This window comes from Dyadobacter flavalbus (genome assembly GCF_006149045.1).
Classification (GTDB): Bacteria; Bacteroidota; Bacteroidia; order Cytophagales; family Spirosomataceae; genus Dyadobacter; species Dyadobacter flavalbus.
On record NZ_VBSN01000027.1, the window covers coordinates 759,488 to 773,079 of the forward strand.

At 43.6% G+C, this 13,592-nt stretch carries 14 protein-coding genes; 6 read left to right on the top strand and 8 right to left on the bottom strand.

The window, feature by feature from the left end:
* Positions 1-30: 30 nt before the first annotated feature.
* The 5 genes from FEM33_RS08455 (at position 31) to FEM33_RS08475 (ending at position 4,760) form a co-directional block, all read left to right on the top strand.
* On the top strand, positions 31-546 hold the full coding sequence (locus FEM33_RS08455) for a DUF4199 domain-containing protein (RefSeq protein ID WP_139011596.1): 516 nt from the start codon (positions 31-33) through the stop codon (positions 544-546).
* A gap of 38 nt (positions 547-584) precedes the next feature.
* Positions 585-1,313 (top strand): gliding motility-associated ABC transporter permease subunit GldF, encoded by a 729-nt coding sequence (gldF, locus tag FEM33_RS08460; RefSeq protein ID WP_139011597.1) that lies wholly within the window; start codon positions 585-587, stop codon positions 1,311-1,313.
* Positions 1,314-1,544: 231 nt separating this feature from the next.
* Positions 1,545-2,090 (top strand): RNA polymerase sigma factor, encoded by a 546-nt coding sequence (locus FEM33_RS08465; RefSeq protein ID WP_229214147.1) that lies wholly within the window; start codon positions 1,545-1,547, stop codon positions 2,088-2,090.
* Entirely contained in the window at positions 2,087-2,968 is an 882-nt protein-coding gene (locus FEM33_RS08470) for an anti-sigma factor (RefSeq protein WP_139011598.1), read from the top strand. Before FEM33_RS08465 ends, FEM33_RS08470 begins: the two co-directional genes overlap by 4 nt.
* A gap of 79 nt (positions 2,969-3,047) precedes the next feature.
* A complete protein-coding gene (locus tag FEM33_RS08475; RefSeq protein ID WP_139011599.1) occupies positions 3,048-4,760 on the top strand; it encodes an FAD-dependent oxidoreductase in 1,713 nt (570 codons plus the stop codon).
* Between the two features lie 81 nt (positions 4,761-4,841).
* Here the strand turns inward: FEM33_RS08475 and FEM33_RS08480 are convergent, their stop codons facing one another.
* The 4 genes from FEM33_RS08480 to FEM33_RS08495 all read right to left on the bottom strand — a co-directional run bounded on the left by FEM33_RS08480 (position 4,842) and on the right by FEM33_RS08495 (position 8,087).
* Entirely contained in the window at positions 4,842-6,650 is a 1,809-nt protein-coding gene (locus FEM33_RS08480; RefSeq protein ID WP_139011600.1) for a hypothetical protein, read from the bottom strand.
* Positions 6,651-6,839: 189 nt separating this feature from the next.
* Positions 6,840-7,175, bottom strand: a complete 336-nt coding sequence (locus FEM33_RS08485) for a HepT-like ribonuclease domain-containing protein (protein WP_139011601.1) — start codon at positions 7,173-7,175, stop codon at positions 6,840-6,842.
* Entirely contained in the window at positions 7,165-7,650 is a 486-nt protein-coding gene (locus tag FEM33_RS26690; RefSeq protein ID WP_229214148.1) for a nucleotidyltransferase family protein, read from the bottom strand. Before FEM33_RS26690 ends, FEM33_RS08485 begins: the two co-directional genes overlap by 11 nt.
* Before the next feature lie 14 nt (positions 7,651-7,664).
* Positions 7,665-8,087, bottom strand: coding sequence for a helix-turn-helix domain-containing protein (locus FEM33_RS08495; RefSeq protein ID WP_139011602.1), 423 nt, complete (start codon positions 8,085-8,087; stop codon positions 7,665-7,667).
* A gap of 191 nt (positions 8,088-8,278) precedes the next feature.
* Here FEM33_RS08495 and FEM33_RS08500 point away from each other — a divergent pair, with 191 nt between their 5' ends.
* Positions 8,279-8,527, top strand: a complete 249-nt coding sequence (locus FEM33_RS08500; protein ID WP_139011603.1) for a hypothetical protein — start codon at positions 8,279-8,281, stop codon at positions 8,525-8,527.
* 126 nt (positions 8,528-8,653) lie between these two features.
* Here the strand turns inward: FEM33_RS08500 and FEM33_RS08505 are convergent, their stop codons facing one another.
* The 4 genes from FEM33_RS08505 to FEM33_RS08520 all read right to left on the bottom strand — a co-directional run bounded on the left by FEM33_RS08505 (position 8,654) and on the right by FEM33_RS08520 (position 13,554).
* The gene (locus FEM33_RS08505; protein ID WP_139011604.1) at positions 8,654-10,033 is read right to left on the bottom strand and encodes a putative oxidoreductase C-terminal domain-containing protein; all 1,380 of its coding nucleotides are present in this window, start codon (positions 10,031-10,033) and stop codon (positions 8,654-8,656) included.
* Between the two features lie 45 nt (positions 10,034-10,078).
* A complete protein-coding gene (locus FEM33_RS08510; protein ID WP_139011605.1) occupies positions 10,079-10,855 on the bottom strand; it encodes a glucosamine-6-phosphate deaminase in 777 nt (258 codons plus the stop codon).
* Positions 10,856-10,873: 18 nt separating this feature from the next.
* Positions 10,874-12,052, bottom strand: coding sequence for an N-acetylglucosamine-6-phosphate deacetylase (nagA, locus tag FEM33_RS08515; protein ID WP_139011606.1), 1,179 nt, complete (start codon positions 12,050-12,052; stop codon positions 10,874-10,876).
* A gap of 179 nt (positions 12,053-12,231) precedes the next feature.
* Positions 12,232-13,554 (bottom strand): sugar MFS transporter, encoded by a 1,323-nt coding sequence (locus FEM33_RS08520; protein ID WP_139011607.1) that lies wholly within the window; start codon positions 13,552-13,554, stop codon positions 12,232-12,234.
* Positions 13,555-13,592: the final 38 nt, after the last annotated feature.

Consider the following 13,592-nt stretch of genomic DNA (forward strand, 5'->3'; position numbering starts at 1 on the left):
GGAATTTGAATAAACCTTAAAAGCACTGAAATGGAAGAAAGAGCATCTACAGCCCGGGTTGCGCTTAAATACGGCGTTCTTACGTCCGTCATCATTATGGTTTATACCACGATTATAAACGTCTCAGGATTGTCGCAAAATCAGTACCTGACTTCACTGACGTTCATTTTTATGATTGTCGCCATTGTTCTTGCCATGAAGGATTACCGCGAGCAGAACAAAGGATTTATGTCCTATGGTGAGGGCCTGGGTCTTGGCACGCTGGTTTCGGCAGTAATGGGGCTTCTGAGTTCTGCCTTCAACATGTTTTACATGCAGTTTATCGACAATACCTTGCTGACGCAGGGAATGAATAAAGTCCGTGAGGACATGGAAAAAAGAGGCATGGACGATTCGCAGATTGATCAGGCCATGGAGTTGTCGCAGCGGTTTATGTCGCCGGGCATCATCTTTTTCATGGGCGTTTTAGGTTCTGTTTTAATGGGACTTGTAGTTTCTCTTATTATCGCTGCCATTTTACGACGTGAAAAGCCGGTATTTGAATAGCTTTTCCAGTTACAACAGCCTGTTAAAAATCCAGATTTGTGTTAGCAATTTTCCAGAAAGAAATAGGGAGTTTTTTCAATTCACTGATTGCCTACATCGTGATGGCAGTCTTTCTGACAACCGTTGGTTTGATCGTATGGGTATTCCCGGATTCCAGCATACTCGATTACGGTTATGCCGATCTTGGCTCATTCTTTCAGCTGGCACCTTACGTTCTGCTGTTTCTGATCCCGGCCATCACCATGCGCTCGCTGGCCGAAGAATCCCGGAACGGCACGCTTGAACTGCTGCTGACGAAACCGCTTCAAAACCGCGACCTTATTTTAGGTAAATTTCTTGCAAACTGGTTTCTGGTGCTGATTACGCTGTTGCCGACTTTGCTGTATTATTACAGCGTGTACAAGCTTGGAAATCCGGAAGGAAACGTTGATTCAGCCGCTGTTTTCGGATCTTACATCGGTTTGCTGCTTTTCAGCGGCGTTGTGGTTGCTATGGGCTTGTGGGCTTCTTCCGTAAATGACAATCAGATTGTCGCATTTATTCTGGGCGTTTTTCTTGCTTTCATCTGGTATATCGGGTTTGGCTCGGTAGCGGCATTGTTCGGGACCGGATTTGTTGCACAGATACTTTCCTGGGCTGCGCTGGACGAACAGTACCGCGCGCTCGGAAAAGGGCTTATCGATTCGCGGAACATTATTTACCTGCTCAGCCTGATTATATTTTTCCTTTGCCTTACTTACTGGCAGGTCGAAAAGCTCAGAAAGTAAAAGAACGGCCTCAGGCATTTCTCCGATCTAATCCTGTGAATTAATCGTATATGGTTAAAACACACGAAGATGACAGCTTTTACACTCACGACACATGCAGCCTTGCCTCTTCAATCGTACGGATCTTTTTGCCGGTATGATAAAACAATTAATTACAAAGCGTCAGCCCTGTTATTCCGAAATTTTACTAGATTGCCGACAAGTATTATACAATTAAATGTTAAGCAACTCTTGGCGACTAGCAAGGTAAAATACTCGGAAGAGGAATTGGTGGCAGCTCTGAAAAGAAATGAGCGAACCGCTTTTGAATTTCTGTACGATCACTACTCGGGAGCTTTGTTTAATATCATTTCCAAAACGCTGAGGGACGAAGAAAAAGCGGCTGATGTATTACAGGAATCTTTTCTGAAAATCTGGAAAAATATTGCATCATACAATCCGGAAAAGGGAAGGCTGTTTACATGGATTATGAACATTGCCCGGAACGGTGCAATTGACGCGGCAAGAATGGAGGGAAGAAAGCCAGTCATGGATGATATTGAAAACAAGGCAGTTCTGAATGAACCTGACGTGGATGAAGATTCACTGGCATCCAGTTCGGAAATGAAGGCAATCGTGAACATGCTCAGGCCGGAAAGGAAAATCCTGATTGATATGGCTTACTTTCAGGGCTATACGCATGAAGAAATATCCGAAGAACTGCGTATTCCTTTGGGAACGGTAAAATCCAGAATCCGGACAGCATTACAAGAGTTAAAACAATACTTTGCAGCATGAACATCCAAGCATACATAGAGTCCGGTATACTAGAAGAGTATGTATTGGGCACTGTTTCTCCGCAGGAAAAGCAGGAAGTGGAGTGTATGTCTCATATTTACCCTGAGATTAAAGAAGAGCTGCTGAGAACGGAAAGCGCATTGGAAGAATATGCACTGAAACATCAGACTGCGCCGCCAGCCTCACTGAAAGAGTCCATTTTTGCCAAAATGGATTTCGATACTCCTCAAAACACAGCTGAAACGAACGCTGACGAATCGCATGCCGATTCGGTGAATGCGTCTGAAAATGTGCCGGTTTTGCCTGTTTCAGAAAAAACAGAAGATTCCAACGTAATCACCAATGCATTTGATCGAACCGAAGTACGGGAAGTAACACCGCTCTGGGCTCGACTAGCCGTTGCAGCTTCCTTGCTGCTTGCATTATTTGCGGCCTGGTCGGCCAATGAGATAAACGGATTGAAGAAAAGCAATGAAAAGGTCGTTGCTGAAATGGAAAGTATAAAAAGCCAGTACGTCGATAATCAGCAGCTGACAAACCTTTACCGCAATCCCAAGTATAAAATCGTTCAGATGGCCGGGCTTCCCAAATCGCCTGAAAGTTCGGTTGCCGCATTCTGGAACCAGCAAACGAACGAGGTTTTATTGGACGTACGCAAGTTGCCGGAACCGCCGCAGGGCAAGCAATATCAGTTATGGAGCATTGTGGACGGAAAACCGGTCGATATTGGCATGCTGGACAATCAGTTTTCAGGAAAAGTTCTGAAAATGAAAAATACAAAACCCGGATCGGCAGCTTTTGCCATCACGCTTGAAAAAGAAGGCGGAAATCCGACGCCTACCATGGAAGAAATGTACGTCATGGGAAAAGCGGTATAATTGTTCTGTCTTAAGAAATTCATAACGCTCATTGTAAAGCCTCGTCTTTGCAATGAGCGTTCTTCGTGTATAAAACCTTATGAAACGCCGGAACTTCATTCAAAGCATTGCCGCAGGAAGCAGTATTGTGGCTGTAAATCCTGAAATCAGCGAAGAGTATGTCGCACAAAAGCAGTCGGAAGCTAAGCCAAAAACTGAAAACCTGACGGCGGATGTTGTTATTGCCGGCGGCGGACTGGGCGGGTGCGCCGCTGCGCTTGCCGCTTTGCGGAATAACCTTTCCGTCATTTTAACCGAGGAAACGGACTGGATCGGCGGGCAGGTCAGTCAGCAAGGCGTTCCGCCGGACGAGCATCCATGGATCGAAACGCACGGCGCGCCAAAGGCTTACCGCGATTTCAGAAATGCAATCCGGCACTATTATATCCGCAATTACCCGTTAACGGAAGCCGCAAAGAACGGCAAATACCTGAATCCGGGAAACGGGTCGGTCTCAAGATTGTGCCACGAACCGAAAGTAGCCGTGGCCGTTCTGACGGAAATGCTGGCGCCGTACATCAGCCGCGGAAAGCTGACGTTGCTGCTGGAACACAAGCCCGTTTCCGCAGAAGTAAACGGCAATAAAGTAAAATCGCTGCATGTGCTGGGCAAGCGCAGCAAACAGCAGGTGAAATTGACGGCTCCTTACTTTGTGGATGCGACTGAACTCGGCGATTTACTGCCCATGACAGGAACCGAGTTTGTAACAGGCGCCGAGGCGAAAAGCGAAACCAATGAACTGCATGCGCCGGAAAAAGCAAATCCGGAAAATAATCAGGCTTTTACCGTTTGCTTCGCCATGGATTATTGCTACGGTGAAAATCACGTGATTGAAAAGCCGGCCGAATACGATTTCTGGAAAAATTTTATACCTGAAATGAAGGCGCCATGGTCTGGAAAGCTGCTTTCACTTTCGTATTCCAATCCAAAAACCCTTGAACCGAAAGAACTCGCATTTCATCCCACAGGTATGAATACCGGCGACAAACTGAATCTCTGGAATTACCGCAGGATAATCAGTAAAGACAATTTCACAATCGGAAGTTACGGGAGCGATATTACGATTGTAAACTGGCCGCAGAATGATTATTTCCTTGGAAACCTGATCGGAGCAAGTGAAAAGGAATTTGAGCGCCATGTGGAGCGTGGAAAACAACTGAGCTTGTCATTGCTTTACTGGCTGCAAACCGAAGCGCCGCGCCCGGACGGCGGCAAAGGCTGGCCCGGCATATGCTTCCGGAAAGATATCATGGGAACGGCAGACGGATTTGCCAAATACCCGTATGTGCGTGAATCGAGGCGTATTAAAGCCGTGTTTACGATTAAAGAAGAACACGTAGGCGCTGCAAACCGGGCCATGATCACCGGAAAAGAAACCGGAAACAAAGCAGCCGAATTTTACGACAGCGTAGGAATCGGTTATTATCACATTGACCTGCATCCGAGTACGGGAAAAGACAACTACATCGATTTCGCCTCATTGCCGTTTCAAATTCCGCTCGGCGCCCTGCTGCCCATCCGAATGGAAAACCTGCTTCCCGCCAACAAAAACATCGGCACCACGCACCTCACAAACGGCTGTTACCGCCTGCATCCGGTGGAATGGAGCATCGGTGAAGCAGTTGGATTGCTTGTGAAATATGCGACGGAGAAAAAGGTAATTCCGCGGCTTGTGCGTGAGGATAAGGGGTTATTGGAGGGATTTCAGGGATTTTTGGAAAGGGAAGGAGTGGAGCTGACTTGGAGGGCATAAAGTTTGGATAAGCCGTGCAGCTTAGAACCGTGAGAGAAAATCAGCTTACGTATTCAAATTAATGTGGACAATAGCTGTCAGCTATGGCTTACAGTGTACATGAATTTCAATTCCATTTTCCGAACAACTATTTATCAAGCTAGAAATTATCCATAGAAGCTGGATAACTTGGCTTCGCTCTCGGAAAGCGATATTATTTTGCAAATTTTGTAAGCGGTCTTGTAGTAAGCCCTTGGAAATAAAATCGATCACAAGAATAATCTCTTTTCTTACATTAGCAGAAACTAAGATTTTTTCGTATGCAGTAACGGCAGCATCAACCGTTCCACCATTTCTTAGCCGAGGAATTTTAGTAGTAATCCCGTCTAATATATAGTTTTTACTCCATTTAGTATTCTTTGTAGTTGATAGCTGATCATCCGATGGACTAAAATTTCCAATGTTTTTCAACGCTTGACCAACAATGTCATGAAAGCTTGACGCCGAAAGTTGCGTATCACCATTTTTGGCGTGTATAAAACTAATCTTGTTATCTTTTAAGGTTATAAAATCTGCCCACTCGTCGCCTAAATCATCTAAAAACGCATAGTCCGAAGCTGGAACTAGTATATTGTCTATATAATGGAAGATGCTAGTCGTACTGAATCCAACTGATGTTGTATTGAAAGTACCCTTCTCACTTGTAGTTGTTAAAAGTGCGCTATTACCTGTGAATATTTCTAGGAAGTTATCAATAAAGCCTACCAACTTACTGTCCTTAAATAATTTTCTACTAGTGTAGACTAAGCTTAAATCTTCAAAATTTATGATATAATCATTGTGTCGATTGAAGTATTGTAGCAAATTTTCGGTTGATCCATCATTAAATTTAAAGTTTAAATTTTTTGCTTTCTTTGAAGAGAGGGTGATTGATTTTCGATTCATCATTACAACAATATCTTTAACAAGCTTGTTAGAGACTTTGTAGAGTACATCGCTTCCTGAAACAACTTTTTCAATGTCAAAGACATTTTTTAATGATTTTAAAATCTCGAGCAATGGAATTACTCTTGATTTATCTTCATTTATATAAAGTTCACACCCAGTTATTTCTTGACTTTCGATATGATTGTTAAGGCGAGTAAGACTAAAAAGCAGTGAAATAGGAGTTAGCAAGCCTCTGTTACTTTCGTAGTCAATAGGAGTGGCAAAAATATTTAAAAATGAATTTTTTTGGACGTGTGTGCGAATCCTAAGTACGGTGGTTGCAGCCCAATTAAGTAATTCATTTAAGTAGCGTTTCTCTCCATAATTTGATATTCTTGAAGTATTCAAAGCAATAGATGTCTTTTCCTCATTATTGCTTAACCTAAGAGAATTAACAACATATTTACTGGCTCCAAAACCAGAAAAGGATTTTCTTAAATCATTTGCTTCAAGTGTCTTTCCTTTTATTGCATCAGAAGAAACACTCGTGTTATTTAATGTGAAGCGCTCAAAATTAGTGGAATCTTCAACGAATAGGGTTGCTAATGTTGAATAGTCAAGAGATACAAGATCTTTATGAAGCAAATCCTCTCTGCTAAAAACACTTTTTTTAGAGATTAACACATGATCCTTAAAATCTACTATCAAAAGATAGGCGATTTTTTCTTCCTCCCATCTTGGGATAGGCTTGTCAATGAAAGAGGGGATAGTTACATATTTGAAAACACAAATAGAAAATTCAAGAGGAATACCTCGAATTTGCTTGCTTTGCTTCTTGATATTTAGAAGATAGTTGCCGCTCTTGTTACGTGATATATCTACAAATAGATCAGTTATATGTGCGTTTGAGTAAAATGAATTTGTGTCCTTCGTGTAGAAATAGGCATTTTCATTTAGGATGATCCGATCTAGAGGGTTTGACATGATGTTAAGTTTAAAGAATATCTGATATACAGTAGGGTGCAAAAAGCACGTAAATTTTCTATATAAAAGAAAGTATTTACTCTTTAACTTATTTAGCGGTACATGCCTTCGAACGAGAAGAGACGACTAAGTATAGACTTGCCTAGATAAAATTGAATATATGTATTACAGAATAGGCTGAAAAGCCTTCTACTTAATTAACTCTTCTATTTCAATTTGCAATACTGGTAAATGCTTAACTATAATCCCCCAAATAACTTCATCCGAAACCGAATCATAACCATGAATGATCCGATTACGTACATCAACAAGCTTTCGTGAATTAGTAATTTGAACGGAGTTGTCCTTTTTAATAATGCGATTCATTGCCTCGCCGATGATTTCAATGTTTCTTTCAACGGCGCGTTTTGTGCGTAAGTCGGCTTGATAACTTGCAAATAACATTGGCCGGTCAGCGAAGAAGCTTTCAATTTCTGTAATTGCATTGAGCATGTCGTATAGCCAAGTTTTGATCTCATTGTCCATACACAAGCTGCTTTTGCTTATTTATATTTTGCAAAAAATATGGGTTTTTGATCGCTTTTTCTTCCAGCAAATCAACCGGGCGTTTGAAAATATCTTGTAATGAGAATTTAAAATCAAAATAGTTGTCTGCGTAATCTTCAACTTGCATTGGAGTGAAATCGACGATCAGATCAATGTCGCTGTCTGCGTCGAAGCGATCAGTCAGAACGGAACCGAACGCATATAAGCTTTTCACTTTGTGTGCTCTACAAAGTTTCACAATAGCTTCTTTGTACATTTCCAGCTTGTTCATTTCATTGTCTTTCCTTTTCAATTTATGAAAATCCTTTGGCCAAATTTCTACAATTTCGCCGTCTCTCATTACTACCAAAGGGGAGTTCTTTTGTCTTTTAAATTCAAGAACACTTTCAAATGTCTTTTTCATTCCTAGAAGTATCTTCTTCTCCAAATCCAGGAATTTTTCTTCTTCTGTCATAGCAATTAGGAGTTTTACTTCACGCCAATTAGCCGCTCCAACCGCAACATCATTTCATCCTTCTCTTTCAACATTCTTTCATAAAGCGCAATTTTGTCTTCATGAAGCTGCATAAGTTTATCAATAGGATGAAAAGTAGGATTGTTATTTATGGCATTCAGCATTGAGTTGCCATGAAATGTATTGGCAATAATATTCACCGCATTTTCTTCATCAAAATTCCGAATGGCTTCAATGGGGATTTTAAGAATTGCCGAAACTTGTTCCAGAATGTCGGCATCGATCTTTTCTCTTTGTTCCAATAATGAGATTTTTTGCTGGTTCCATTCGTCGCCAAGTTCGAAGGCAAGGAAATCCTGTTTGATCCCGAGCATTTCGCGGAAGCGTTTCAGGTTGCGGCCCTCGTGAATTTTTGGATTGGAGTTAGTATGTGTCATGCGGAAAACGGTTTCTTTAAAAAGGCAATTTATACAAATCCATCGGTAAATGTTTGAGTAATTTACGCGCATTTGATTGTAAAATACCGGCCGGATAAATTGGGTACCATTTGCAGGAACCGGTGCTTTGCTGCAAAACAAACAGATTGCTTACAGCAACGATTTGTTCCACACATTTGAAATCGGAAGAAATGCACACAGAAACACACGCTAACGAAGCTGCGGATTGGAAGTTGATTGCATATGGCCGGGAAGTAAGTGCATTGCTGAGCAGCAGCAACGCCGAAAGCTGGAACCGTGAACTTTGGACGATGTTCAGCGGATTCATGCTCGCTCAAAGCGAAACGGGCCATACGCCAAATCTGAGCAACACCTATTTTTCTTTTAAAGAACTGCTTGAATTTTTTGAAAAAGTAGAACGGATCAGAAGAGGAGAGTAGGTGAAAAGGAAGATTTTAAACGTCAAAAATTATCACTTACTAAAATTTCAAATGAGTCAATAAAAAAACAAGCGAGCAGATTACAATCCACTCGCTTGCTGTACTAAAATATTGATTTATAATCAATTACTTCGCCTCTTTCAAAGCCTGCGTAGTTGTATAATACTTCGCGATCATGTTCGGAACTTCCCATTCAGGCAGTTTGCCGGCTTTCAGGTATTCCATGTATTTGTTGGCGACTTGTGCAAAATGCGCTTCGTGTCCGTTGTCGTACTTTTTGGGTATCGTTACTTCCCAGCCGGCTGCATTCTTTTTCAGTTCTATGCCGGGATATTTGTCCTGAACCGACTTGAACGCTGCGGTTACAGCATCTTCATACGCTTTGCTTTTATCCGTTTTTTCGATGTACAGAACCGGCTTGTAATTCTGCTCTTTTCCCTGACGTACGATCAGATTGGCCTTGGAACCTTTCATGATCGAGTAATGCGTGTCGCCGGTTCCTTCCGGCGCCTGAAAATTCCAGATTACCGAAACTTTTGCATGAACGCCTTTCAGCGTGTAATGAAGTTCTCCGTTGGAATACACATTCAGGGTGCTGTCTTTTACGTCCTTGCTCAGAAAATCCGGATATTTGTCGCTTTTTGTAACAAGTTTGAACTGCGAAGGCGTCAGTTTGGTAGCGGAACGTTTGGCCGATAACAGATCAATATCTTTCTGATAATCCAGCGTTGTATTCGGGAAACAGCTCCATTGCACCAGATCCACAAGATGTGTCGTCACATCGACCATTCCTTCGCCTTGCTGTTTCACGTCAAAAAACCACGTCGGCCTCACAAGCGGCTCGCCTGAAATGTATTTGAAAAAATGATGCACACTTTCCTTTGCAACCGCAGGGTTTTCAGCCGTTCCTTTTTGCAGTTCACCGAAAATCGCCGGAAGCAAGGCAAGTTCGCGCTGCAATGCATTGGTGATTTCGTAGCGCTCCGTCATAATGTCGTACAGAAGCACTTTATTTTTTTCTGCGCTTGCAAATGCTTCTTTCAGCTTGTCGAATCCGGCGGCATCAATCGCCATCGGCTTGTCGGCAAGGACATTCAAACCGGCGTCCACCGATTTCTTGATAAAATCCGTCTTTTTCTGATTATTCCCGGCCAGTACGACTACATTTCCCTTTTTCTCGGAAAGCATTTTTTCCAGAAAATCATTTCCGGTATAGACTTCCTCTTTCCAGTGCGTCGGATTTTCAGTCTGTGTATTGTATTTTTCAACTTTGTCAAGGTAAGCCTGTACATCCGGGCCTTTTGTGGCATACACATGAACAACGGAATCCACATCCGCATACATCGATTTCTGAACCAGTGCCGCATGAAAATGGCCGGGTTCCACGACAATCAGGCTTAAAGGTTTTTTCTGTTCTTTTTGTTCTCCTTCTTCTTTCCTGGAATTACATCCGTAGTTTAACGTCATTGCGCTCAGTAAAGCGATGGTCAGGATTTTCTTTTTCATTTGAATGGATTCAGGTAATATTGGCAAGATAATCGCAAAGCTGAACTATGCCTGACTATAAGACGAAATTTCTTTCAGTTTCCCTGAACTTGCCTTGTCAATAAATAGAATCGCATTCGGATGTTTGCGTAGAATCGTTGAAGGAAATTCTTCCTGGATATCCTCGGCTACGGTATGGTAAACAGCCTGCGCTTTTTTCTCGCCCGGCACGATCGCGTAAGCATATTTGGCTTTCAGTAACGTTGGAATTGTTAGCGTCAGCGCAGTTTCCGGCACTTCCCCGAATGTTTCAAAGCAGGCGTCATTCACCTGTTGCTGGCGGCAGGCATCGTCCAGTTCCACCATTTTCACTTCCAGCGGATCGTTAAAGAAAGCGACATGCGGATCATTAAATGCCAGATGACCGTTTTCACCAATTCCCAGACAAACGATATCAATCGGGTTTTCTTGAAGCAACTGCGCATAGCGTTCACATTCCTTTTCAACATCCGCAGCATTGCCGTCCAGATACGAAACGGAATGCAAGGGAACGTGATCAAACAATTTTACTTTCAGGAAATAGCCAAAATTCTGCGGTGCATCGTTGGGCAGATTAATATATTCGTCCATGTGAAAAGCATTGATCCTTTCCCATGCAATGCCTTTTTCTTCTTTGAGCGCAGCCAGAAATTCATTCTGCGAAGGTGCCGAAGCAAATATGATATTGACAAATTCCTGGGATTGCTGCAATTCACGGATTTTGTCCGCTACCATTTTTGCCGCAGTTTCACCCATTTCCTGCCTTGTATCAAAAATCCTGATTTCCAGTTGATCGACTTTCATAGTTTGTGGTGTTAATAATTATACTTGCTTTTCATAAATGATTTTCCCCTGAACAATCGTCATCTGAACCCTTATATCCTGATCGAAAATGACAATATCCGCATCTTTGCCAGCCGCCAGCGATCCTTTCTGACTTGCCCCCATAATCCGGGCCGGCGTCACCGTCATCATTCGCACGGCATCCAGCAGCGAAACATCCGCCATATGAACCATATTCCGGACAAGCCGGTCAGTCGTAGAAACACTTCCTGCAAACGAAGTACGGTCCGGCAGCTTGGCAACGCCATCTTCCACAATGACTTTCAAACCATTTTTCAGAGAACCGAGCGTGCTTTCGCCTTCGGGCATTCCGGCTGCACGCATCGCATCGGTTATGAGTGCAATGCGGTCGGCGCCTTTTATCTTATATATCAGTTTGAGCAGCGGTGCCGGTAAATGCACGCCGTCCGCAATGATTTCCACGTCCATGTCCAGCAAATAAGCGCTTTCAATCGTGCCTGCATAGCGAAATGCGTTTCTGCGCGTAACGCCCGACATCGCCGAGTAAAGATGCGTAGCCAGCGAATAACCGTTTTCATACGCTTCCAGCACTTCCTCATAAATGGCATCCGTATGCGCAACGGCAGCCAGAATGCCTTTCTGACGAAGCCTGCGGCCAAATTCAATGGCACCGGGCAGCTCCGGCGCTGCACTCCAACGCGTAATGGAACTGGAATAGGCGAGTACTTCTTCGTATTCGGCCGGATCGGGGTTGCGGATGTAACGCGGGTCCTGCGCGCCGCGCTGGCTCAGCGCAAAATAGGGTCCTTCCAGGTGCATACCCAGGAATTGAGCACCTTTCCGGTTTGCGGCGTTTGCCTGTTTGTAAAAATCCAGCGTCTGAAGCAGATCTTCTTTTTCGCTCGTCAGCGTTGTTGGAACCATGGACGTAGTGCCGTATTTGGCATGCGTTTCCGCAATGGCCAGAAAAGCTTCTGCGCTGCCATCCATAAAATCATGGCCTCCGCCGCCATGCACATGCAGATCAATAAAGCCGGGTGCTATGTAATTTCCGTTTGCATTGATAATTTGTGCATCCGGAAAATCGACGTTTTCTTCATGCACACCCAAAATAACGCCATTTTCAACAAGCAAAACCCCATTCCGGATATAGCGGTAAGGTGTAATAATATCACCATTAATTATTTTTAATCGCATTGGTTTTTGGCTGTTAGCTATTAGCCGTTAGCTGTTAAATTTTCAAATGTTCCGTCAGGAACAAAATACCGGTAGCACGTCGGGTGCACGTCGTATGCATGTCACGTCATGTGCACGTTGTATGCATGTCGCGCGCACATCATGTCGCACGCCGTATATCATGCCGGGCATGTTATAAATTATAAATTCCAGCGGCGCAGTTTGTGCCCTTTTACAGCATAAAAAACCAGATAAAGGTAACACGGAAGCAAAACCCAGTAGGCTTGCCGCACATCCAGTTTATCCGCAAAATAGCCGTAGAAAAGGGGCATAATGGCGTTTCCGCAAAGTCCCATGATCATAATGGAAGCGCCCAGTTTGGTAAATCTTCCCAGATTGTCCAGCGCCAGCGGCCATATCCCGGCCCAGACCAGCGAATTGGCCAAACCCAGCAACACAACAAACCAGATGGAAATATCCGCACGATGCCCCAGCAGTTCCACCGGGCCGCGGGCAAAAATGATCAGTAACGTAAAAGCAGTTCCAAGCAGCGTGCAAATCCGCAGCGCATTCACCTGACTAAGGAATTTCGGAATCAATGTAATTCCGATCAGGTAGCCGCAAATGGTACAGAAAAGCGTGTACGAAGGAAAAACCTTGGCTTCCAGAAGATCAATTCCCATGGAATTGGCATAACCGATAATGGTATCAATGGCAATTACCTGCGTCCCGACATGAAGAAAAATCGCAATGGCACCCAGAATCAAATGCGGAAACTGGAAAATACTCGTTTTCCCGGCATTTGCACTTGCAATTTCCTGACTTTCATGTTCGGTGTCAATTTCAGGCAACGGCGATTTGTAAACCAGAATACCGAGTACAAACAGAAAACTGCCCAAACCAATATACGGATTGATAACCCGGCGGATCAGTTCGTCAAGCGCTGCGCTTCTTTCAACGTCCGTCATGGAACCGAGCTGTGCAAAAAGATCCGTATCCGTTGGCCGGAGAATAACGGCAGCAAACACGATCGGTGAAAGAATGCCCGCCGCTTTGTTACAGATTCCCATCATGCTGATGCGTTGCGCCGCCCGCTCTTTCGCGCCAAGAATTGTTATGTAAGGATTGGCGGCCGTCTGAAGAATGGCCAATCCGATTCCTATTGTAAACAACCCTAGCAAAAAGATTTCATACGTTCGGGTCATGGCCGCCGGAACAAAAATAAATGCGCCCAGCGCCATGGCCCAGAAACCGAACATCATTCCTTTTTTAAAACCAACCGATTTCAATAAGTAGGAAGAAGGCACAGACATGACGAAATAGGCGATGTAAAAGGCAAATGCAACCAGATATGCCTGAAAACTGGTGAGCTCGCAGGCAATCTTGAAATACGGAATCAGAATGGAATTGACCCAGGACACGAAACCGAATATAAAGAACATCAGTCCGATCAGAAAAATGGAAATGGTCGTTTCCCGGCTCGAAAGATTTTCAACTTTGATGGCTGCGGCTGTACTTTTCATCTATTTGAATTAGGTGCTTGGATTCGCTTCTTTCTGAA